Origin of the sequence: Variovorax paradoxus (assembly GCF_024734665.1) — a bacterium.
In the GTDB taxonomy this organism is placed as follows: Bacteria; Pseudomonadota; Gammaproteobacteria; order Burkholderiales; family Burkholderiaceae_C; genus Variovorax.
In genome coordinates this window covers 3,222,547-3,241,124 of the sequence record NZ_CP102931.1, presented here as the reverse complement: position 1 = coordinate 3,241,124, position 18,578 = coordinate 3,222,547, and the positions used below count along the sequence as shown (strand labels likewise).

Genomic DNA, 18,578 nt, shown 5'->3' with positions numbered 1-18,578 from the left:
ATGAACCCGAACACTCCCAAGTCCAGCGGCTTTACCCACGAGAAGATCGAGACCAACAACCTGCTGATGATCGTGCTGATCCTCGTGGTCGTGGCCGTCGGCGGCCTCGTCGAGATCGTGCCGCTCTTCTTCCAGAAGTCGACCACCGAGGCGGTGCAGGGCGTCAAGCCGCTCACGCCGCTGCAGCTCGCGGGCCGCGACGTCTACCTGCGCGAGGGTTGCTACAACTGCCACTCGCAGATGATCCGGCCCTTCCGCTCGGAGACGCTGCGCTACGGCCACTACTCGGTGGCGGGCGAGTTCGTCTACGACCACCCGTTCCAGTGGGGCAGCAAGCGCACCGGCCCAGACCTGCACCGCGTGGGCGGCAAGTACAGCGACGAGTGGCACCGCATCCACCTGAACAATCCGCGCGACCTGGTGCCCGAGTCGAACATGCCGGCCTATTCATGGCTGGAAAAGGCCCTCGTCGACGCCGAAGCCTTGCCAACCCACATGCGCGCGCTGCGCCGTGTCGGCGTGCCCTACACCGACGAGGAAATCGCCAAGGCCACGGAAGAGGTCACGGGCAAGACCGAGATGGAGGCCACGGTGGCCTATCTGCAATCGCTGGGCCTGGCTCTCAAGTAAGCACGGCGGCAAAGGACCGAAACCATGATTGACGTCACCACCTTGCGCGTTGCAGCCACCGTCGTGTGCTTCACGCTTTTCATCGGCATCGTGATCTGGGCGTATTCGCGTCGCAACGCGCGCGACTTCCAGGAAGCGGCCCGCTTGCCGTTCGAGCAGGACTGAAGGGAGAACCACGATGAGCGATTTCATCAGCCATTTCTGGTCGAACTATGTGGCCGCGGTTTCGCTGCTGAGCATCCTCGGCTGCGTGCTGCTGCTGTGGTTCACAGCCCGCAAGCGGGTTGCGCCAAGCGCCGACAACACCACGGGCCACGTCTGGGACGAGGATCTGCGCGAAGCCAACAACCCGTTGCCCATGTGGTGGATCGGCCTGTTCGTGCTGACCATCGTTTTCGGGCTGGGCTACCTAGCGATCTTTCCGGGCCTGGGGAGCTTTCGCGGCCAGTCCGACTGGAGTTCGCGCGGCGAATACGAAGCGGAAGTCGCCAAGGCCACGCAAGAGCTGGCACCCGTCTACGCGAAGTACGCCGCCATGCCGGTAGAGGAGGTGGCAAGAGACCCGCAGGCCAAGGCCATCGGTGAGCGTCTTTTCATGAACAACTGCGCCCAGTGCCATGGTTCCGACGCGCGCGGCAGCAAGGGCTTTCCTAACCTGACCGACAAGGACTGGCTGCACGGCGGCACGCCAGAGAAGATCGTCGAGAGCATCACCAAGGGCCGAGTCGGCGTGATGCCGCCGATGGCTGCGGCCGTCGGCACACCGGATGACGTGAAGAACGTTGCCAACTACGTGCTGAGCCTGGCGGGCGAGCCGCACGATTCGTTGCGTGCTGGCCTCGGAAAGTCGAAGTTCACGGTCTGCGCGGCCTGCCACGGCATCGGGGGCGTGGGCAACCAGGCCATCGGTGCGCCCAACCTCAGCGACAGGATCTGGCTCCACGGCTACGGCGAGGCCGCCATCGTCCAGATGATCAACGCGGGCAAGCACAACGAGATGCCCGCGCAGGAAGGCCGCCTCACCGAGGCGCAGATCCGGATGCTCGCGTCGTATGTCTGGGGGTTCTCCAACAACAACACCAACACGGTCGCGGCCACGCCGTGAAACCCGAGATCGGTGCAACGCCATGACCAGGAAGATCATTCCCATCGTCAGCGCGGGCAGCGAGGAGGTCGGCCTTTACGAGGCCACGAAGAAGATCTATCCCCGCACGGTGCGCGGCATGTTCGCGCGCTGGCGCTGGGCCATGGTCTTTCTTACGCAGCTGGTGTTCTACGGCCTGCCGTGGGTGGAGTGGGGCGAGCGGCAGATGGTGCTGTTCGACCTGGCCGCACGCCGCTTCTACATCTTCGGGCTGGTGCTGTATCCGCAGGACCTGATCTATCTCTCGGGCCTGCTGGTCATCAGTGCGCTGTCTCTCTTTCTCTTCACCGCGGTGGCGGGTCGCCTGTGGTGCGGCTACGCCTGCCCGCAGACGGTCTACACCGAGATCTTCATGTGGGTGGAGCACAAGATCGAAGGCAACCGCACCGCGCGCATGCAGCTGGACGCCGAGCCGATGTCGCTCGAGAAGCTGGTGAAGAAATGGTTCAAGCACATCGTCTGGATCGGCATCGCGCTGTGGACCGGCTTCACCTTCGTGGGCTACTTCACGCCCATCCGCGAACTGGGCATGGCCTTCCTGCAGACGCAGATGGGCTCGTGGGAGGTGTTCTGGGTTTTCTTCTACGGCTTTGCCACCTACGGCAATGCCGGCTTCATGCGCGAGCAGGTCTGCAAGTACATGTGCCCCTACGCGCGCTTCCAGAGCGCCATGTTCGACCGCGACACGCTCATCGTCACCTACGACCCGCAGCGCGGCGAACCTCGCGCGCCGCGCCGCAAGGGCCCCGACCCGCGCACGCTGGCGCTGGGCGACTGCATCGACTGCGGCCTGTGCGTGCAGGTGTGCCCGACCGGCATCGACATTCGCCAGGGCCTGCAGTACGAATGCATCGGCTGCGGCCTTTGCGTGGATGCCTGCGATACCGTCATGCAGAAGATGGCCTACCCGCCGCGGCTGATCCGCTACGACACGCAGAACGGCATGGAAGCCGGCTGGTCGCGCCGCGAACTGCTGCGGCGCGTGCTGCGGCCGCGCGTGCTGCTCTACACGACGATCCTGGCGCTGCTGGTGACCGGACTGCTGGCCAGCCTGATCGTGCGCACGCCGTTCAAGGTCGACGTGGTGCGCGACCGCGCTTCGCTGGCCCGTATCGCCGAGGGCGGGCGACTGGAGAACGTCTATCGGCTCCAGATCATGAATGCCACTGAAAAACCGCAGCAGTACCGCATCGTCGCCGACGGACTGGAAGGCCTCAGCGTCTCGCCCGATGAGCCGGTGACGGTCGATGCCGCCCAGTCGCGCTGGGTCGCGGTGCGGCTGCAGGTGCCCTATGGAGCCGTGCCTGCCGGATCGCACACGGTGCACTTCGGCATCCGCGAGGAGGGCGGCGGCGCCGAGGTTTCGGAAAAAGCGGCCTTCCTTGTGCCGCGCTGAAAGGTCGAGATGAACGCAACAACAATGGCGACAACGAATGAACCGGCGGCCCAGGCCTGGTGGCGCTATCCGCTGCTCTGGATGGTGATCGGCGGTCCGGCGGTCGTGGTGGTCGCGAGCTTCGTGACCTTCTGGCTGGCCTGGCGCAGCCCCGATGCGCTGGTGTCCGAGGACTACTACCGCGAAGGCGTCGAGATCAACAAGACCCTGGCCGCGAAGAAGCTGTTGCCCGCGCTGACCGGGCGCAACCACGCGACCACGCCCGCGAGCGACATGCCGCCGCCGGCCCGGAAGGCCGCACCATGAACGGAGTGCGCCAGCTCGCGGGCATCCTGTGGCCGTCCTTCCTGGTGGCCTGCGGCATGGAGGTGCTGGTGTTCGCGCTCGTCGATCCCGTCAACGCGTTCTGCGGCGCCGACGCGTTGCGGATGTCGCGCCAGGGTATCTACACCGCCGCCTTCTTCGTCTTCTGGCTGATGGCGGCGTCGTCGAGCGCATGCACGGCATTGCTCGCCAGGCCATCGGCTTCGGAACCTTCTGGATCACCTCTGCAGACACCCTTGCAATGACTCCTGCCGCTCTTGCCCCTGTGCCCGTGCAGGCACCGCTGCCCATCGATCTGCTGCGGGAGTTCGACGTTCCCGGGCCGCGCTACACCTCCTATCCCACAGCCGACCGTTTCGTCGAGGCCTTCGGCGCCGACGACTACGCCCGGGCGCTGAGCCGCCGGCGTGCGGCGGGCGCGGAGGCACCGCCGCTGTCGCTGTACGTCCATATTCCGTTCTGCGAGTCGCTGTGCTACTACTGTGCCTGCAACAAGATCGTCACTCGCCACCGCGAACGGGGCCGGCAGTACCTGGCCTACCTCGCGCGCGAGGTGGATCTGCAGGTCGCTCAACTGGGCCGCAGCGCCACCGCAGGCCAGCTTCACCTGGGCGGTGGCTCGCCGACCTTCCTCGACGACTCGGAGTTGGGCGAGCTCATGGCGCTGCTGCACCGGTCTTTCGCCTTCGTGCCCGGAGGCGAGCGCTCCATCGAGATCGATCCGCGCACGGTCGACGCGCAGCGGCTGGCGAACCTGGCCGCGCTGGGCTTCAATCGCCTGAGCTTCGGCGTGCAGGACTTCGACCCCGAGGTGCAGCAGGCGGTGCATCGCATCCAGCCGGCGTCGCAGGTCTTCTCGCTGATGGATGCGGCGCGCACGCTGGGTTTCGAATCGATCAACGTGGACCTGATCTACGGCCTTCCGCGGCAGAACGATGCCTCCTTCGAGCGCACGCTCGCGCAGATCAACGAGCTGCGGCCCGACCGCATCGCGCTGTACGCCTATGCGCATCTGCCCGAGCGCTTCAAGCCGCAGCGGCGCATTGCGGCCGAAGAATTGCCCGATGCCGCCACGCGGGTGCGCATGCTCGCAAGCGCGATCACGCGGCTGACCGAAGCGGGCTACGTCTACATCGGCATGGACCACTTCGCGCTGCCCGACGATCCTCTCGCGGTTGCCAGGAGGCAAGGGCGCTTGCAGCGCGACTTCCAGGGCTACGGGACCAGGCCCGAAGGCGACCTGATCGCACTCGGCGTCTCCGGCATTGGCCGCGTGGGCGCCACCTACAGCCAGAACGCAAAGAGCCTGGACGAGTACTACGACCTCCTCGACCAGGGGCGCCTGCCCGTGGTTCGCGGCCTTGCGCTATCTCGCGACGACCTGTTGCGGCGGGACGTGATCATGGCGCTGATGTGCCGCGGTCGGGTCGACTTCAACGCCATGGGGGACGCGTTTGCAGTCGACTTCCAGCGCTACTTCGCCACCGAGTTCGCGGCGCTCGGGCCGCTGGTCGCTCACGGCCTGGTGCGGCTGAGCGACCACGATCTCGCGGTCACCGAGCAGGGCTGGTTCCTGGTGCGCGCGGTCGCCATGGTGTTCGACCGGTATTGCCGCACGAACCGCACGCGCTTTTCCCGCGTGGTCTGACCATGCAACTCGCGCTCGCCAGTGCCGCATTTCTCATGGGCCTTGCCGGTGGGCCGCATTGCGTGGCGATGTGCGGCGCCGCTTCATCGGCGGTGATACGGATCGTGCCGCTCGTGCCGGCGGGGCAGGGCGCCGTGTCGGCGCGAGCGGCGCCGGCCGCTTTCCATCTCGGCCGCATTGCGAGCTACGCGACGGCAGGCGCCATTGCAGCGGCCAGCGTCGACAGCCTGGCGCAGGCCAGCACGCAGGTTGCCGCACTGCGGCCGCTGTGGGTGCTGCTGCACGTCTTCGTGTTCGCCTGGGGCGCGATGCTGGCCGCCACGGGGCGGCAGCCGCTGTGGGCGCAGCGCGTCGGCCGCTCGCTCGAGTCGCGTCTTCGTCCCCATGCCGGCGGCACGTGGCTGGGGGTGCTTGCAACCGGGCTGCTTTGGGTCGCGCTGCCTTGCGGGCTGCTCTATTCGGCCCTGATGCTGGCCAGCCTGGGCAGCGGACCATTGCAGGGTGCCGGACTGATGGCGTTGTTTGCGCTGGGAAGCAGTCTTTCGCTACTGATCGGGCCGTGGCTCTGGCAGCGCTTGCGGTGGGGCGGCGGCGGGGCACGCCAGACCTGCGGGGCGAGGGTGGCCGGCCTGCTGCTGGCGGCCGTGGCGGTACAGGCTCTGTGGTCGGACCTCATTCGCCAGATCGACGCCTGGTGCCGCTGAGCCGGGCGTCGATCTGTGCCCACCGGATGCGATTCAGGCCGTTGCTGCGTCAGGATGAAAAATGTATCTTTGCTTAGAAAATCTATCTACACCGTCGTGCGTTTTTCGCGACGGCTATCGAAAACGCTTGGTGAACTCGCGCACCACGCCGATGACCTGGGCGTCGCCGAGCGGCTTGATGGGATAACGGCTGTTCAACGGCTTGAGATACAGGTCTCCACCGTCTTTCACGAGCTGCTTGAACGTGGTCTCGCTGGCGTCGTTCAGCGCAATGACATAGTCGCCGGGCACCGCCTCCATCTCCGGCTCCACGACCAGGATGGATCCGGCGGGAAACGAGTCGCCGGCCTCGCTGACCATGCTGTCGCCATGCACCCGCAGTGCATAGGTGTGCTTCTTGACCGGCACGCTCACCGGGATGGTGTCGAATTGCGTCGTCGGCTTGAAGTTGTCGATGACGGTGTAGTTGCCTGCCTCGACCTCGGACACCAGAGGAACCTCAGCGCGCACGTCGACCCCTCGTGCGCCCGCCGACACACCCGAGACCAGTTCTGCAACGGAAATTCCAAGCAGCTTGGCCACACGCGCCTGGTTGGCGCGCTTGGGAGCTGTGCCGCCTTGTTTTTCCCATTGCTGTACTGCGCCACGGCTCACCCCCAGCGCATCAGCAAATTGCTGCTCGCTCATCTGGAGGCGCTTGCGTCCTTCGCGAATTAGTTGACGGCTGTTCACAGCCCTAGGGTAGGCGCTGTTTCGGATAGAAAGAAAATCGATGATAGCTCTTCCATCGTCAAGCCAGAGGGCATTCCGGCAGTTTGATAGTTTTGTACCTGCTCGACGAAATTTCTATCCTGGTTTTAAAGCTTTCGCAGTCTTAGGATGATCCAACTGTCAGCCCGCGTAACAATCAGTCCATCGCTGGCGGTTTTGGGGGGAGTCCCATGCCCATGCTGTTGCTGCATCGCCTGGTCGAAGGGGCATTGCCGGCGAGAACCTTCTCGCTCGATGAAATCGAGGAGATCAAGGTTCTGGTTCTTGGTGGTCTCGTGCGCGCGGATCTGCGTGTGGACTCGACGCCTTCCACCGGGGGCAAAGTGATCATGGCGACGATGTTCCAGATCACGGAGAACGGCCGTCGAATGGCTGCTGCATTCCCTTCCTGCGAGAGCAAGCCAACGCACATCCACTTGCGCACCGCTCTTTCCGCTGCATCGGCCAGTGCTTCATACGTGCTAGCGAAGATCGGCCCGCCATCGGCTGCCGCCGCGCGCAGGCCATGACGGCAATGTTCCACGATCTGCGTGTGACTCCACCCAGTGAAGTCGCCGTGGGCACAACGCTCGGTGCGCGTATAAGGGCCGCCTGCCAGGCGCCGTTTGCGCCGAAGCCGATCGAGTACACGACCGGCTGGGTTCAGGAGCGTATCGACCGTCAGTTCCAGTACTTCGAGGCGCTCGGAAAATTCAGCATGTTCGCCGATGGTGCGGTCTTCGTTGGAGCTCGCGTGACCTCCATCGATGACAGGGGTGCGAGCATTCGCTGGAAGTCCGCTTTCTTCCCCGGGCCGCGTTATCGGCAAGCCGTCCGGCAGGAGCATGGTGAATTGCTCCCTCTCGGCTTTCATGGGCGCTTCGATCTGTACCTGCAGCAAGTGGTGGAGACGCCGGGTGGCGGGCAGGCTGGCGTCGTCGCGAGATCGGGCGCAGGCGAGGCAACCACCTTCGATTCAAGGAACGGCATGTCCGCCGATGTTGCCCGTGCCTTGCGCGAAGGCATGGTGCGCGCAAGGCTCCTGGCTGCCGGTCCTGCATAGGGGAATGGTTTGGCCGGATCTCCAGGAATACGCAAGGGAAGCGAATGACGAAAAGGCGGACCATCCACAGCGCGACCATTACCTTGAAACTGCCGCTCGGCATGAACGCGCGCGATGAAATCGAGGCTCTGCGAACCGCAGGCATTCCAGTCGACTGGCTGGGCAACGCGAAAACCGGCTTCCTCTTCGTGCGGACTGGAGGTAGCTCGGAGAGCCGGCAGAACATCTTTCGATGGTTCGCCTCCAGCATCCGATAGCTTCATCTACCCGCGACGCAGCGGTGCTTCCTCTTCAGGCGCATCCGCGGCAAGGGTCTTCCATCCCCGGGGCGTGATCTCGAATACCGTGGCCGCGTCCTGACGCTGGCAGTCGTCGCAGTCCACGTGGGCAGGAGGAATCCGCACCCTGACGTGGCCGGCGGCTCAACCCATCAACGTGCGCAGGCTCGCGAGCGCCACCTTCGGATCGGCGATGCCGTGGTAGATGGGCGGCACCTCGAGGCCCAGGCCCATGAGTCCGTACACCCCGTGCATCGCGCCGCGCACCGAGTACTCGACCGTGAAGACCGCATCCTCCGGAATCTCCACGTATTGGCCCAGCAGGGCGAAGTTCTTCGCGCCGGCCGGTATGACGGGCGGGCGGTCCGATGCGCTGCGGCATGCGAACTCGCTGGTGATGTAGGGCATCATCACCGGCACCACGGTCGTGGTGCGCCGCACTTCCTCGAGGATGTCCTCGAAGCCCAGGTGATGCATCAGCTCCGTGAGAATTTCCTGGCCGCTGGCCTGTGCCATCGTCTTGTCGACGTGATTGCCCTGGGTGTCGATCAGCAACCCGTAGCCCCACAGCGTGTAGACCCCCTCGGGCTGGCCCTCGAAGTGCGGCGCGTGCGGCACCACGATCGACATCAGCCAGCTCGAATCCTTGAAAGTCATGAGCCCGCCGGTGCCGGGCGGATTGCCCGATAGCGCCTGGATGCGCTGGATCAGCAAGGGGCTGCGCATCGTGAGCGTGAACGACTCCCACTTGCTCTCGTCCACGTTGCCGCAGAAGGTTTCCGGCCTGCCGAGGCCCGGTGCCTTGCGGGCCATGTTGCGCCACAGGGTCCAGGCCCCGTCGCTCTGGTCACGCACCAGTTGCGGCGCCTGGTGGTCGTTGCCGTTGCGCGAGTCGGCGGTCATGGAGCCGATGGTGATGAAGGCACATTCCTCTGCGCCGAGGCGGTATGCCAGAGGTCGGCCTTCCTTGACGCAATGCAGGGTCTCGAGCCGCAGGCCGTCTGCGCCGGCGGCAAAGTCCGCGTCGACCACGCGCATGCCGTAGTCGAACCGGACCCCGCGATCCAGCAGCCACCTCACCATGGGGCGCACGATGGTGTCGTACTGGTTGAACTCGGTGCGTCGCACGCCGCCCAGCGTGTGGATGCGCGGCAACTCCTGCAGGAAGCGCAGCATGTAGCGCTTCAGCTCGACGGCGCTGTGCCAGTTCTGGAATGCGAAGGTCGTGCGCCACATGGCCCAGAAATGAGTGTCGAGAAAGTGGGTGGAAAAGCATTCCTCGATGCGCTGCCTGCCCAGCACCCGTTCGGGCGTGGCCAGCAGGCGCATCAGCTCCACCCGATCCTGGAAATTGAAACCCAGGTCGCTGGCATCGAGGATGCGGCGATGCCGGTCGATCAGCCGGGCGTGCGCATCGGAACGCCACAGCGCATTGAAGGCCTGAATCTCGTCGCGCACCGTGCGGTTCGGCGCGCCGCGAGAGGGAATGCTCTGCAGCACATTCCACAGGCAGGTGTAGGTCTCATCGGTGAACATGCGTCCGCCGCGCGTCACGTAGCCCTGGATGGCATTGCCGCTGCCATCGAGAGCGCCACCGGGTGTCGGCCCCTCCTCGAGGATGCGGATGTGCGATCCGGGCATGCCGGCGTCGCGAATCAGAAGCACGGCCGCGGAAAGCGCGCCGATGCCGCTACCGACGATGCAGGCCTGTTGGAGAGAGGTCATGGAGTGGTGCCGTGATGCGAAGACGAGGTCCGAGGCTAGGCCTGCGTGCCCGGCCCGGCCTTGCGCTCGATCAAGCATCGGCGCTGTCGCGTGGAAGTTTGCGGGCGGTTGATTCAGCGCAAGGCTGTGCCTGGTGGGCAGGCCTAAGGTGAGCGCATCACATCCCGCCAGCCCAAGGAGCCTTCATGCAGACCCCGAAATCCATCCTGCTTCACCTCGACGGCTCGGCCCGTACCGTGGAGCGCATCAAGCTGGCGCGCCAGCTCGCAGAGACCTTCGATGCCGAGGTGACAGGCCAGCCGTGCACCCTGTCCGCGCTCATGCGCTACCCGTTCGCCATCGAGGCTGCCGCGGAGGCGGTCGCGATCATGCAGGAGATCGACAAGGACGCGCGCGACAGGATGCACGCGACCTTCATGGAGCACAGTGCAGGCTCCCAGCGCCTGCACTGGGCCGAGCCTGAGAGCGATGGTCCGTGGGGATTCGCGCGGCGCGCGCTCTACGGCGACCTGATGGTCCTCGGCCAACGCGACCGGAACGACCCGATAGACGGCGAGCTCCCCGGTGATTTCCTGCCCAGCGTTCTGGTGCAGAGCGGTCGGCCGGCGCTGGTGCTGCCGTATGCGGGGCCGGTCGGTTCCGTCGGCCGCAACGTGCTGGTGGCGTGGAAGGAAACCCCCGAGTCCGCGCGCGCCGTGACCGCCGCGCTGCCATGGCTGCGAAAGGCGGCCCGGGTGCATGTCGTGGCCTACGGCGAGGACGCGGAGGCGTCGCTGCAGAGACTGCAGAACTACCTGCGGATGCAGGACGTCCAGAACATCACGCTGCATCCCGGCGGCGACAAGGAAGACGATATCGGCAACAAGCTGCTGTCCTTCGCTGCCGACCTGGGCTCGGACCTGCTGGTGATGGGCTGCTACGGCCACAGCCGGGCGCGCGAATGGGTGATGGGCGGCGCCACGCTGTCCATGCTTCAGTGGATGACTCTGCCCGTGCTGATGTCGCACTGAGGCCACTGGGGCGCCAGTGCGAAGAGGGGGCTGCAATGCACTTGACTACCCGCAGCTACCGCGAATTGCGCCCCCGCGCGATAGCCTGTTCCCCCGGAGCCGGGCCCGGAGATGTTGCATTGCTCCAGTTCGAGTGGCGGCAGTGCGGCATTCACGGCAGGACTCGCTCAAAAGACAGCCCGGGCGTTGCCGCCTCAGGCGTCCACCAGCAGGTCATTCACCACCACAGTGACGCCTGGCGTGGCCCACGCGGCACCCTGCACCGCATCGCGCTCGGTCCAGGAGTGGACCGTGCCGCGCAGCGTGACCTGCGAGCCGTCGACCGTGATGGCGAGCTGGCGGGCTTCGCGGTCGGCCTGGCGCGAAAGCGCGTCGTGAATCTTCTTCTCGACGTCGGCAGGGCTCACCTTCGGCTTGACTTTCACGAGGTTCGACACGCCGGTCACCCCCATCAGGTCGCGCACTGCGCTTTCGGCGGCGCTGCGCTGATATCCCCACTCGACTTCGCCAGCCAGCGTGATCCAGCCGTTTTCCACCAGGGGCTGGATCTTGTCGTCGGGAACGAGCGCGTTCCAGTCGAGTGCACATTCGACCGCCATGGCTATGTCGGCATCGGTGCGCTGGTTGTCGAAGGGCAGCTTCACCGTCAATTCGACGGCCAGCGCCTTGACACCATGCACGCGCTGCACGGCGCGCTCGACGGCGTACTTCTCGGCGTGGCTGGCGAGGTGGCCTGTGAGGGTGACCACGCCGTCCTTGACGATCACGCCGACGTCGGAGGTCTTGACCTCGGGCGCCCAGGTCAGCTCGGCCTGGATGTCGTTGCGCAATTGGGTATCGGTCTTCATGAAGATTCCTTGCGGTGAATGAATGGAAGGGCAGTTGCCTCGGGCCCGGCGGCTCAGGCGATGGCGTCCAGCAGCAGGGCCTGGAGCACGAAGCACCGGTTGTCGGCCAGCGGGGTCTTGTCTCCGAGAAGCCCGGCCAGTTGCTCGGCCGGATGGCCTCGCATGGCGGCACCATCGAAGACCGGAATCCCGGCATGCTGGCCGATCTGTTGAACGAGCACGGGCTCCAGGCCCTGGCACTCCACGGCCTCGTAGAGGCGGCCGAGCATGCGGGCGGTGTGCTGCACTTCCTGCGGCGTACTTGCTGACGACAGGCTCGAGCGCATGACGGCTACGTGGGCGCCCAATGCCTCCGCGGCACGGCGGAACAGCGCTTGAGCCTCGTCGGGCTGCGTTTCGCACAGCAGCCCCAGGTTCTTGCCGCGCAGCAGCTGGCGGGTGGTCCCGTCCAGCGAGGCGCGCTGGAGGATGCGCGCGTGGCACAGCAGGCTCGCCACGTTCAGGGGAGAGAGCTGCGGCTCGGCCTCGGGACTGCGGGCGTTGTTGGAAAGGGGCATGGCAATGGTCAATGTGTGACTCGCCAAGGTTAGAGACGACAACGGTCGCGGACTTGATGCAGGTCAAGGCACAGGGCGTGTCCCGCGTGACTTGCAGCACGCCGAATGCCGTTGATACACGCCGGACACACTTCATTCACCGAGCGTTACCCACCGATTCCGACCGTTGTCATTGCGTTGCCGAGGGCTTCCTAGCATCCATCCATCGACACGCGACAGATCACCAAGGAGTCCAGATGCTCAATACCGCCACTTCCTCGAAGACCACACCGGTCCTGCCGACCATCGGCCGGGAGTGCGCGGACCGGAGCACCGGCGATACGCTGAAGCTGCTTGCCGAGCAACTCAAGCCGCAGCGCCGTGTGGTGCACACGGGCGACACGATCTACCAGGCGGGCGAGCGCTTCGGCAATCTCTACATCCTGAACTCGGGCTTCTTCAAGATCGTGAATCTCTCGGCCGACGGGCGCGAGCAGGTGGTGGGTCTCAAGTTCCGCGGTGACTGGCTCGGCTTCGACGGCATCGCGGGCAGCCGCTATTCATGCGATGCGGTGGCCATGGATACCGGCGAAATCTGGGTGGTGTCATACGAGGCCCTGCTGGCCGCCTGCGTCACGCATCCCGGCTTGCTGCAAGTTCTGCACACTGCCATGAGCCGGGAGATCTCGCACGACCGGGACTCGCTGATGTCCGTCTGCACACTGCCGGCCGACGCCCGCGTGGCCGACTTCCTGCGCTACTGGGCGGAGACGCTGGCCGAGCGCGGCATGCGCACCGACGAGATCACCCTGCGCATGACGCGCGCCGAGATCGGCAACTACCTGGGCATGACGCTCGAGAGCGTGAGCCGCGCGCTGTCGCGGCTGGCGCGCGACAACGTCATCGGTTTTGCCACCAAGGGGCGCCGCGATGTGCAGATTCCCGACGTCGGCGCACTGTCGGCCTTCGTGCAGCGCTGCCTGGCACCTGCACCCGCAATGCTCCAGTAAAAGTCGCAGCCACGCGTTCAGGCGTGGCCGGCCAGCACCTTGGCCATGGCGCGCGCCAGTTCGGAGCGCGAGTAGGGTTTGCGCAGCAGTTCCCAGCTCTGCGGCACCTCTCGGTCGGCATCCAGCAACTCGGACGAGAAGCCCGACATCAGCAACACCGCCAGCCGGGGAAAGCGCTGCTGCGCCTCGATGGCCAGCCGCGTGCCTCGCATGCCGGCGCCCAGGGCGATGTCGCTCAGCAGGAGGTCGAAAGGCCCGGCGCCTGCGTCCAGCGCCGACAACGCCTGCTCGGCCGTGGCAGCCGTGACAACATCGCAGCCCAGCGTGGCAAGGAAGGTGTGCACCACCTTGCGCACCTCCGCGTCGTCCTCGACCAGCATCACACGCAAGCCGGGCGGGATCGTTTCGTCGGCACGTTCGTCCTCGGTGGCTGGCGGTCCGGCCTCTTCCTGTTGCGGCAGGTAGAGCGTCACGGTAGTGCCCCGGCCCGCCTTGCTATCGATCGCGACCGCGCCCCGAGACTGATTGACGAAGCCGTGCACCGTGCTCAGGCCCAGTCCGGTACCGCGGCCGGCCTCCTTGGTGGTGAAGAAGGGCTCGAAGGCTCGCTCCTTCACCTCCTCGGACATGCCCGTGCCGCTGTCGGCGATGGAGATTGCGACGAAGCGCGCGGCTGCGTTGCTGTTCGGGTCGTTGCGTTCGCTGCGCAGTGCCTCCGGCAACGCACCGCACAGCTCGGTGCGAAAACGCAGCGTGCCGCCCTCGGGCATGGCGTCACGCGCATTGATCGCAATGTTGAGCAGCGCCGATTCCAGCTGCCCCGCGTCTGCCACCACAGGCGGACAACCAGGCGCGGTGTCGATTTCGATGCGAATGCGCTGGTCCAGCGTGCGCCGCAGCATGTCGGCCAGGGAGTGCAGCAGCGCATGTGTGTCGACGGCGATCGGCTGCAGCATCTGCCGGCGCGAAAACGCCAGCAGCTTGCCGGTGAGTTCGGCTCCTCGTCGCGTGGCGCGTGTGGCAGCACCCAGCAACTGCTGGGCGTAACTGTCCTGCGCAAGTGCGGGCATTTCTTCCAGGACCTGGAGGTTGCCCTGGATGATGGTCAACAGGTTGTTGAAATCGTGCGCGATGCCGCCCGTGAGCTGGCCGACGCTTTCGAGCCGCTGCGCATGGTTGAGCGCCTCCTCGGTCTGCACGCGCTGCAGGCTGGTGGCAAGCAGGCTGGAAAGCGATTCGAGAAAGCGCACTTCTTCGTCGCCGAAGCGCTTGGACTCCGTCGAGCGCACCGACAGCATGCCGATTACCCGTCCCCGGTCAGACAGCGGCACCGCGAGTGCGCTGACCAGTCCGGCGTCGAGGTAGGCCTGGGGCACGGCAAAGCGATGTTCCTTGCCATAGTCCGGCACCACGACCGGCCGCCCTTGGGAGAGCGCGAAACCCGGCGGGGTGTCGGGGCGGTTGGCAATGCGCGAACCTATCTCTTCACCGGCGATCAGGCCGATACCGCTGACTACGCGAAACTCGAGGCCGTTGCTGTCGAGCAGCCACACCATCGCGACCTCGACTTGCAAGGCCGTTGTGATGATTTCCGGCACATGCTCGAGCACCACCTGCAGGTCGCGCGTGTCGACCGCCAGGCGCCCCAACTGGGCCAGGTGTTCGCTGTAACGGGCGCGCTGCAGCGCCTGCTTCACGCGCGGGTAGGCGCCGATGTCGCGGATGGCGGCCACGACGAAGGGCAGGCCATGGTTCTGCAGCGGGCTGAGCGCGATCTCGACCATGACCTCGCTGCCATCCTTTCGCTTGGCCACCAGCTCCATCTGCGTGCCCATGGGGCGCGGGCGGGGGGAGCGGCCATAGGCTTCACGGTAAGAGGCATGGCGCGGGCGGATGCTGTCGGGCACGAGCACATCGACGTTCAGGCCCACCAGTTCTTCCACCGCATAGCCCAGCAGCGCGGCTGCCGAGGGGTTGGCGAGCATGATGCTGCCGGACTGGTCTACCAGCAGCAGCGAATCTGGGTAGGCGATGAAGAGCGAGCGGAACACGCTGCCTTCCTCGATGCCCGACGGCAAGCCCTGGATGGGCACGTCGGGCAGGAAGGGCGGGTTGCCTGCAGCGTCAGCCATGGGAAACCGGCGGCACCAGGATGTAGCCAGCGCCTCGCACCGACTTGATGAGCTGCGGATCGTCGGCGTCCGCCTCGATCTTCTTGCGCAGCCGGCCGACCTGCACGTCGATCGTGCGGTCGAAGGGGGCGGCTTCGCGACCGCGTGTCTGCTCGAGCAGGAAGTCGCGCGACAGCACACGGCCGGGATGGCGGGCAAAGGCCTGCAGCAGGTCGAACTCGCCCCCGGTCAGGGGCACTTGCTCGCCTTGCGGATTCCTGAGGCTGCGCGCGGCGGTGTCGAGCTGCCAGCCGGCGAAGCTCAGCTTGTCGGGAGAAGCTGCAACGGGCGCCGGGGACGCGGGTGTCTCGGGCGTGAGCCGGCGCAGCACCGCCTTCACGCGCGCCACCAGTTCGCGAAGGTCGAAGGGCTTGGTCACGTAGTCGTCGGCGCCCACCTCCAGGCCCACAACTTTGTCCACCGCATCGCCTCGGCCCGTGACGATGACGAGGCCGCAGCGCCAGCTTTCGCGCACGCGGCGCGCAATGGTGAAGCCGTCTTCGCCGGGCAGGCCGAGATCGAGCAGCACGAGGTCTGCGGGATCGGTGTCCATCAGCGTCATGAGGCTGCGGCCGTTATGGACCTGGGTCACACGAAAGCCGTGGCCCTGCAGGTAGTTGGCCAGCAGCAGCGTGATGTCGACCTCGTCGTCGAGCACCGCGATGTGGGAGGCAGGTTTCATGCGTGGGCAAGGAAATAAAGCACGAATGTTGTAAACATTCTGAATCGGGGGCGAGCGTAGCACGCACGCTTCGCCGACGGCACCCCTTGCAGCCCTGTCGTTGGCTACCGCGTCCAGCGCCAGTTCTCGATCTCCGGCATGTCCCGGCCGTGGCGGGTGATGTAGGCCCGGTGCTCCAGCAGCCTGTCGCGCAGATGCTGCTGCACATGCCCCGTGCTGTCGCACAGACGCGGCACGCGTGCTATGGCATCGGCGGCCAGGTGAAAGCGATCCAGCCGGTTGAGCACCGTCATGTCGAATGGCGTGGTGGTGGTGCCTTCCTCGCAATAGCCGTGGACGTGGAAGCCGGGGTGGTTGCGCCGCTTGTAGATCAGCCGGTGAATCAGCGCCGGGTAGCCGTGGAACGCGAAGATCACCGGCCTGTCGGTAGTGAAGATGGCGTCGAAGTCGGCATCGGAAAGGCCGTGCGGGTGCGCGGCCGGCGACTGCAGCGCCATCAGGTCGACCACGTTCACCACCCGCACCTTCAGCTGCGGCACCTTTTCGCGCAGCAGGTCGACGGCTGCCATCGTCTCCAGCGTGGGCACGTCGCCGGCGCAGGCCATGACCACGTCGGGCGTGCCGCCTTCGTCGTTGCAAGCCCATTCCCAGATGCCCAGGCCCGTGGCGCAATGGCGCACCGCGGCATCGATGTCCAGCCACTGCGGCGCGGGCTGCTTGCCGGCCACGATGACGTTCACGTAGTCGCGGCTGCGCAGGCAATGGTCAGTCACCGAGAGCAGGGTGTTGGCGTCCGGCGGCAGGTACACGCGCACCACCTCGGCCTTCTTGTTGACCACGTGATCGAGAAAGCCCGGGTCCTGGTGGCTGAAGCCGTTGTGGTCCTGGCGCCAGACATGGCTCGTGAGCAGGTAGTTCAGCGACGCTACGGGCCGCCGCCACCCGATGCCGCGCGCAACCTTCAGCCACTTGGCATGCTGGTTGAACATCGAGTCGATGATGTGGATGAAGGCCTCGTAGCACGAGAAGAAGCCGTGTCGCCCGGTCAGCAGGTAGCCTTCGAGCCAGCCCTGGCAAAGGTGTTCGCTCAGCACTTCCATCACGCGGCCATCGGGCGAAAGGTGGTCGTCGCCCGGCCATATCTGGGCGGTCGTCGTGCGTTCGGTTACCTCGAACAGGGCGCCGAGCCGGTTCGACGCGGTTTCGTCAGGTCCCATCACCCGGAAGTTGCGCTCTTGCGCATTGGCGCGCATGACTTCGCGCAGGAAGTTGCCCGCGACGCGCGTGGCCTCGGCGTCGACCGCACCCGGCGCCACCACCGGCACGGCGTGTGCGCGGAAGGGCGGCATCGTCAGATCCTTCAGCAGCAATCCGCCATTGGCGTGCGGATTGGCACTCATGCGGCGAAGGCCCACGGGCGCGAGGGCCGCGATTTCGGGGCGCAGCGCGCCGCGCGCATCGAACAGTTCCTCGGGCCGGTAGCTGCGCAGCCACTGTTCGAGCAGTTCGACGTGGCCGGGCTTGGCTGCAAAGTCGGTGAGCGGCACCTGGTGCGCGCGGAAGGTGCCTTCGACCTGCAGGCCGTCAACCTGGCGCGGTCCGGTCCAGCCCTTGGGAGATCGCAGCACGATCATGGGCCAGCGCGGCCTCGTGTGAAAACCGTCCTTGCGGGCGCTGGCCTGGATGGCGCGAATGCTGTCCAGCGCTGTATCGAGCACGGCCGCCATCTGCCTGTGCATCCCGGCCGGCTCGTCGCCCACGACGAAGTACGGTTCGTGCCCGTAGCCACGCAGCAACTGCGTCAGTTCTTCCTCGCCGATGCGCGCCAGCACGGTGGGGCCGGCAATCTTGTAGCCGTTCAGATGCAGGATCGGCAGCACCGCTCCGTCGCGCTGCGGGTTCAGGAACTTGTTGGAGTGCCAGCTCGCCGCCAGCGCACCGGTCTCGGCCTCGCCGTCGCCGATCACGCAGCAGGCCAGCAGCGAAGGGTTGTCGAACACCGCTCCGTAGGCGTGCAGCAGCGAATAGCCCAGCTCGCCGCCCTCGTGGATGGAGCCCGGCGTCTCGGGCGCGACGTGGCTCGGAATGCCGCCCGGAAACGAAAACTGAGTGAACAGGCGCTGCAGGCCCTCGGCGTCCTGCCCGATGGCGGGATACACCTCGCTGTAGGTCCCTTCGAGGTACGTGTTGGCGACCACGCCCGGCCCGCCGTGGCCCGGACCCGCGATGAAGATGGCATCGAGGTCCCGCGCGTTGATGGCGCGGTTCATGTGCGCGTAGATGAAATTCAGGCCCGGCGTGGTCCCCCAATGCCCCAGCAGGCGCGGCTTGATGTGCGAGAGCACAAGCTTCTCGCGCAGCAGGGGGTTGTCCATCAGGTAGATCTGGCCCGCCGAGAGGTAGTTGGCGGCGCGCCACCAGGCATCGAGCAGCGCGAAGTCGTCGTCCGGAATTGCCGGTGCAGGGGAGAAGGCCATGTCGAGCTGCTTTCTGGGTGGACGGACGTTCCAGTATGGGCATGCGAGCGTGCGCAGGGTTGATGTCGCTCAAGCCGGTAACAACCGATACAGGAAGCGTGGCTTTGTGTTGCCTTGATCCCGCGCAAGCCGGGCAGGGCGGTGCGGCGTCAGCATTCGTGTGAATGCCCCTTCGGGCAAGA

Annotated in this window: 20 protein-coding genes; 13 read left to right on the top strand and 7 right to left on the bottom strand. The window is 65.9% G+C overall.

Annotated features, from left to right (window positions below):
* From ccoO to NWF24_RS15235, 8 genes are read left to right on the top strand one after another with little or no spacing between them, the layout of a single operon-like run.
* Positions 1-630, top strand: coding sequence for a cytochrome-c oxidase, cbb3-type subunit II (ccoO, locus tag NWF24_RS15270; protein WP_093074307.1), 630 nt, complete (start codon positions 1-3; stop codon positions 628-630).
* A gap of 24 nt (positions 631-654) precedes the next feature.
* Positions 655-795, top strand: coding sequence for a cbb3-type cytochrome oxidase subunit 3 (locus NWF24_RS15265; protein WP_258354904.1), 141 nt, complete (start codon positions 655-657; stop codon positions 793-795).
* 13 nt (positions 796-808) lie between these two features.
* Positions 809-1,735 carry a cytochrome-c oxidase, cbb3-type subunit III gene (gene ccoP / locus NWF24_RS15260; RefSeq protein WP_258354903.1) on the top strand — a complete coding sequence of 309 codons (927 nt, stop codon included), beginning with the start codon at positions 809-811 and terminating at the stop codon, positions 1,733-1,735.
* A 22-nt stretch (positions 1,736-1,757) separates the two neighbouring features.
* The gene (gene ccoG, locus NWF24_RS15255) at positions 1,758-3,170 is read left to right on the top strand and encodes a cytochrome c oxidase accessory protein CcoG (RefSeq protein ID WP_258354902.1); all 1,413 of its coding nucleotides are present in this window, start codon (positions 1,758-1,760) and stop codon (positions 3,168-3,170) included.
* 9 nt (positions 3,171-3,179) lie between these two features.
* Entirely contained in the window at positions 3,180-3,476 is a 297-nt protein-coding gene (locus NWF24_RS15250) for a FixH family protein (RefSeq protein WP_256216641.1), read from the top strand.
* The gene (locus tag NWF24_RS15245; protein WP_258354901.1) at positions 3,473-3,739 is read left to right on the top strand and encodes a hypothetical protein; all 267 of its coding nucleotides are present in this window, start codon (positions 3,473-3,475) and stop codon (positions 3,737-3,739) included. The genes NWF24_RS15250 and NWF24_RS15245 overlap by 4 nt, the downstream gene beginning before the upstream one ends.
* On the top strand, positions 3,736-5,142 hold the full coding sequence (gene hemN, locus NWF24_RS15240) for an oxygen-independent coproporphyrinogen III oxidase (RefSeq protein ID WP_258354900.1): 1,407 nt from the start codon (positions 3,736-3,738) through the stop codon (positions 5,140-5,142). The genes NWF24_RS15245 and hemN overlap by 4 nt, the downstream gene beginning before the upstream one ends.
* A gap of 2 nt (positions 5,143-5,144) precedes the next feature.
* Positions 5,145-5,846 carry a sulfite exporter TauE/SafE family protein gene (locus NWF24_RS15235; RefSeq protein WP_258354899.1) on the top strand — a complete coding sequence of 234 codons (702 nt, stop codon included), beginning with the start codon at positions 5,145-5,147 and terminating at the stop codon, positions 5,844-5,846.
* A gap of 114 nt (positions 5,847-5,960) precedes the next feature.
* On the opposite strand, the gene NWF24_RS15230 is transcribed toward NWF24_RS15235, so the two are convergent.
* Complete coding sequence (locus NWF24_RS15230) at positions 5,961-6,578, bottom strand: LexA family protein (protein WP_258354898.1); 618 nt, start codon at positions 6,576-6,578, stop codon at positions 5,961-5,963.
* A gap of 209 nt (positions 6,579-6,787) precedes the next feature.
* On the opposite strand from NWF24_RS15230, the gene NWF24_RS15225 reads away from it, so the two are divergent.
* Genes NWF24_RS15225 through NWF24_RS15215 form a run of 3 tightly spaced genes read left to right on the top strand, consistent with a single transcriptional unit; the run spans position 6,788 to position 7,916 of the window.
* Positions 6,788-7,126, top strand: a complete 339-nt coding sequence (locus tag NWF24_RS15225; protein WP_258354897.1) for a hypothetical protein — start codon at positions 6,788-6,790, stop codon at positions 7,124-7,126.
* A 5-nt stretch (positions 7,127-7,131) separates the two neighbouring features.
* On the top strand, positions 7,132-7,659 hold the full coding sequence (locus NWF24_RS15220) for a hypothetical protein (protein WP_258354896.1): 528 nt from the start codon (positions 7,132-7,134) through the stop codon (positions 7,657-7,659).
* Between the two features lie 44 nt (positions 7,660-7,703).
* On the top strand, positions 7,704-7,916 hold the full coding sequence (locus NWF24_RS15215) for a hypothetical protein (RefSeq protein WP_093074290.1): 213 nt from the start codon (positions 7,704-7,706) through the stop codon (positions 7,914-7,916).
* 165 nt (positions 7,917-8,081) lie between these two features.
* Here the strand turns inward: NWF24_RS15215 and NWF24_RS15210 are convergent, their stop codons facing one another.
* On the bottom strand, positions 8,082-9,662 hold the full coding sequence (locus NWF24_RS15210; protein WP_258354895.1) for an oleate hydratase: 1,581 nt from the start codon (positions 9,660-9,662) through the stop codon (positions 8,082-8,084).
* A gap of 185 nt (positions 9,663-9,847) precedes the next feature.
* Here NWF24_RS15210 and NWF24_RS15205 point away from each other — a divergent pair, with 185 nt between their 5' ends.
* Entirely contained in the window at positions 9,848-10,672 is an 825-nt protein-coding gene (locus NWF24_RS15205; RefSeq protein ID WP_258354894.1) for a universal stress protein, read from the top strand.
* A 194-nt stretch (positions 10,673-10,866) separates the two neighbouring features.
* Here NWF24_RS15205 and NWF24_RS15200 read toward each other — a convergent pair whose 3' ends face one another.
* Together NWF24_RS15200 and NWF24_RS15195 are read right to left on the bottom strand one after the other, a co-directional pair.
* The gene (locus NWF24_RS15200; protein WP_258354893.1) at positions 10,867-11,520 is read right to left on the bottom strand and encodes a BON domain-containing protein; all 654 of its coding nucleotides are present in this window, start codon (positions 11,518-11,520) and stop codon (positions 10,867-10,869) included.
* Between the two features lie 53 nt (positions 11,521-11,573).
* Positions 11,574-12,077 (bottom strand): ornithine carbamoyltransferase, encoded by a 504-nt coding sequence (locus NWF24_RS15195; RefSeq protein ID WP_093060163.1) that lies wholly within the window; start codon positions 12,075-12,077, stop codon positions 11,574-11,576.
* 236 nt (positions 12,078-12,313) lie between these two features.
* Here NWF24_RS15195 and NWF24_RS15190 point away from each other — a divergent pair, with 236 nt between their 5' ends.
* Positions 12,314-13,066 (top strand): Crp/Fnr family transcriptional regulator, encoded by a 753-nt coding sequence (locus tag NWF24_RS15190; RefSeq protein ID WP_093074280.1) that lies wholly within the window; start codon positions 12,314-12,316, stop codon positions 13,064-13,066.
* A 17-nt stretch (positions 13,067-13,083) separates the two neighbouring features.
* Here NWF24_RS15190 and NWF24_RS15185 read toward each other — a convergent pair whose 3' ends face one another.
* The 3 genes from NWF24_RS15185 to NWF24_RS15175 all read right to left on the bottom strand — a co-directional run bounded on the left by NWF24_RS15185 (position 13,084) and on the right by NWF24_RS15175 (position 18,396).
* On the bottom strand, positions 13,084-15,198 hold the full coding sequence (locus NWF24_RS15185) for a PAS domain S-box protein (protein ID WP_258354892.1): 2,115 nt from the start codon (positions 15,196-15,198) through the stop codon (positions 13,084-13,086).
* Positions 15,191-15,919, bottom strand: coding sequence for a winged helix-turn-helix domain-containing protein (locus NWF24_RS15180; protein WP_258354891.1), 729 nt, complete (start codon positions 15,917-15,919; stop codon positions 15,191-15,193). The genes NWF24_RS15185 and NWF24_RS15180 overlap by 8 nt, the downstream gene beginning before the upstream one ends.
* A gap of 104 nt (positions 15,920-16,023) precedes the next feature.
* Positions 16,024-18,396 carry a phosphoketolase family protein gene (locus NWF24_RS15175; protein WP_258354890.1) on the bottom strand — a complete coding sequence of 791 codons (2,373 nt, stop codon included), beginning with the start codon at positions 18,394-18,396 and terminating at the stop codon, positions 16,024-16,026.
* Between the last annotated feature and the right edge of the window lie 182 nt (positions 18,397-18,578).

Coding starts and splice junctions, on each gene's coding strand:
- NWF24_RS15195 (WP_093060163.1), bottom strand. CDS start 12,077: ATGCCCCTTTCCAACAACGCCCGCAGTCCCGAGGCCGAGCCGCAGCTC.
- NWF24_RS15245 (WP_258354901.1), top strand. CDS start 3,473: ATGAACGGAGTGCGCCAGCTCGCGGGCATCCTGTGGCCGTCCTTCCTG.
- NWF24_RS15250 (WP_256216641.1), top strand. CDS start 3,180: ATGAACGCAACAACAATGGCGACAACGAATGAACCGGCGGCCCAGGCC.
- NWF24_RS15215 (WP_093074290.1), top strand. CDS start 7,704: ATGACGAAAAGGCGGACCATCCACAGCGCGACCATTACCTTGAAACTG.
- NWF24_RS15205 (WP_258354894.1), top strand. CDS start 9,848: ATGCAGACCCCGAAATCCATCCTGCTTCACCTCGACGGCTCGGCCCGT.
- NWF24_RS15200 (WP_258354893.1), bottom strand. CDS start 11,520: ATGAAGACCGATACCCAATTGCGCAACGACATCCAGGCCGAGCTGACC.
- NWF24_RS15190 (WP_093074280.1), top strand. CDS start 12,314: ATGCTCAATACCGCCACTTCCTCGAAGACCACACCGGTCCTGCCGACC.
- NWF24_RS15225 (WP_258354897.1), top strand. CDS start 6,788: ATGCCCATGCTGTTGCTGCATCGCCTGGTCGAAGGGGCATTGCCGGCG.
- ccoO (WP_093074307.1), top strand. CDS start 1: ATGAACCCGAACACTCCCAAGTCCAGCGGCTTTACCCACGAGAAGATC.
- NWF24_RS15265 (WP_258354904.1), top strand. CDS start 655: ATGATTGACGTCACCACCTTGCGCGTTGCAGCCACCGTCGTGTGCTTC.
- NWF24_RS15180 (WP_258354891.1), bottom strand. CDS start 15,919: ATGAAACCTGCCTCCCACATCGCGGTGCTCGACGACGAGGTCGACATC.
- NWF24_RS15185 (WP_258354892.1), bottom strand. CDS start 15,198: ATGGCTGACGCTGCAGGCAACCCGCCCTTCCTGCCCGACGTGCCCATC.
- ccoG (WP_258354902.1), top strand. CDS start 1,758: ATGACCAGGAAGATCATTCCCATCGTCAGCGCGGGCAGCGAGGAGGTC.
- NWF24_RS15175 (WP_258354890.1), bottom strand. CDS start 18,396: ATGGCCTTCTCCCCTGCACCGGCAATTCCGGACGACGACTTCGCGCTG.
- NWF24_RS15210 (WP_258354895.1), bottom strand. CDS start 9,662: ATGACCTCTCTCCAACAGGCCTGCATCGTCGGTAGCGGCATCGGCGCG.
- NWF24_RS15235 (WP_258354899.1), top strand. CDS start 5,145: ATGCAACTCGCGCTCGCCAGTGCCGCATTTCTCATGGGCCTTGCCGGT.
- ccoP (WP_258354903.1), top strand. CDS start 809: ATGAGCGATTTCATCAGCCATTTCTGGTCGAACTATGTGGCCGCGGTT.
- NWF24_RS15220 (WP_258354896.1), top strand. CDS start 7,132: ATGTTCCACGATCTGCGTGTGACTCCACCCAGTGAAGTCGCCGTGGGC.
- hemN (WP_258354900.1), top strand. CDS start 3,736: ATGACTCCTGCCGCTCTTGCCCCTGTGCCCGTGCAGGCACCGCTGCCC.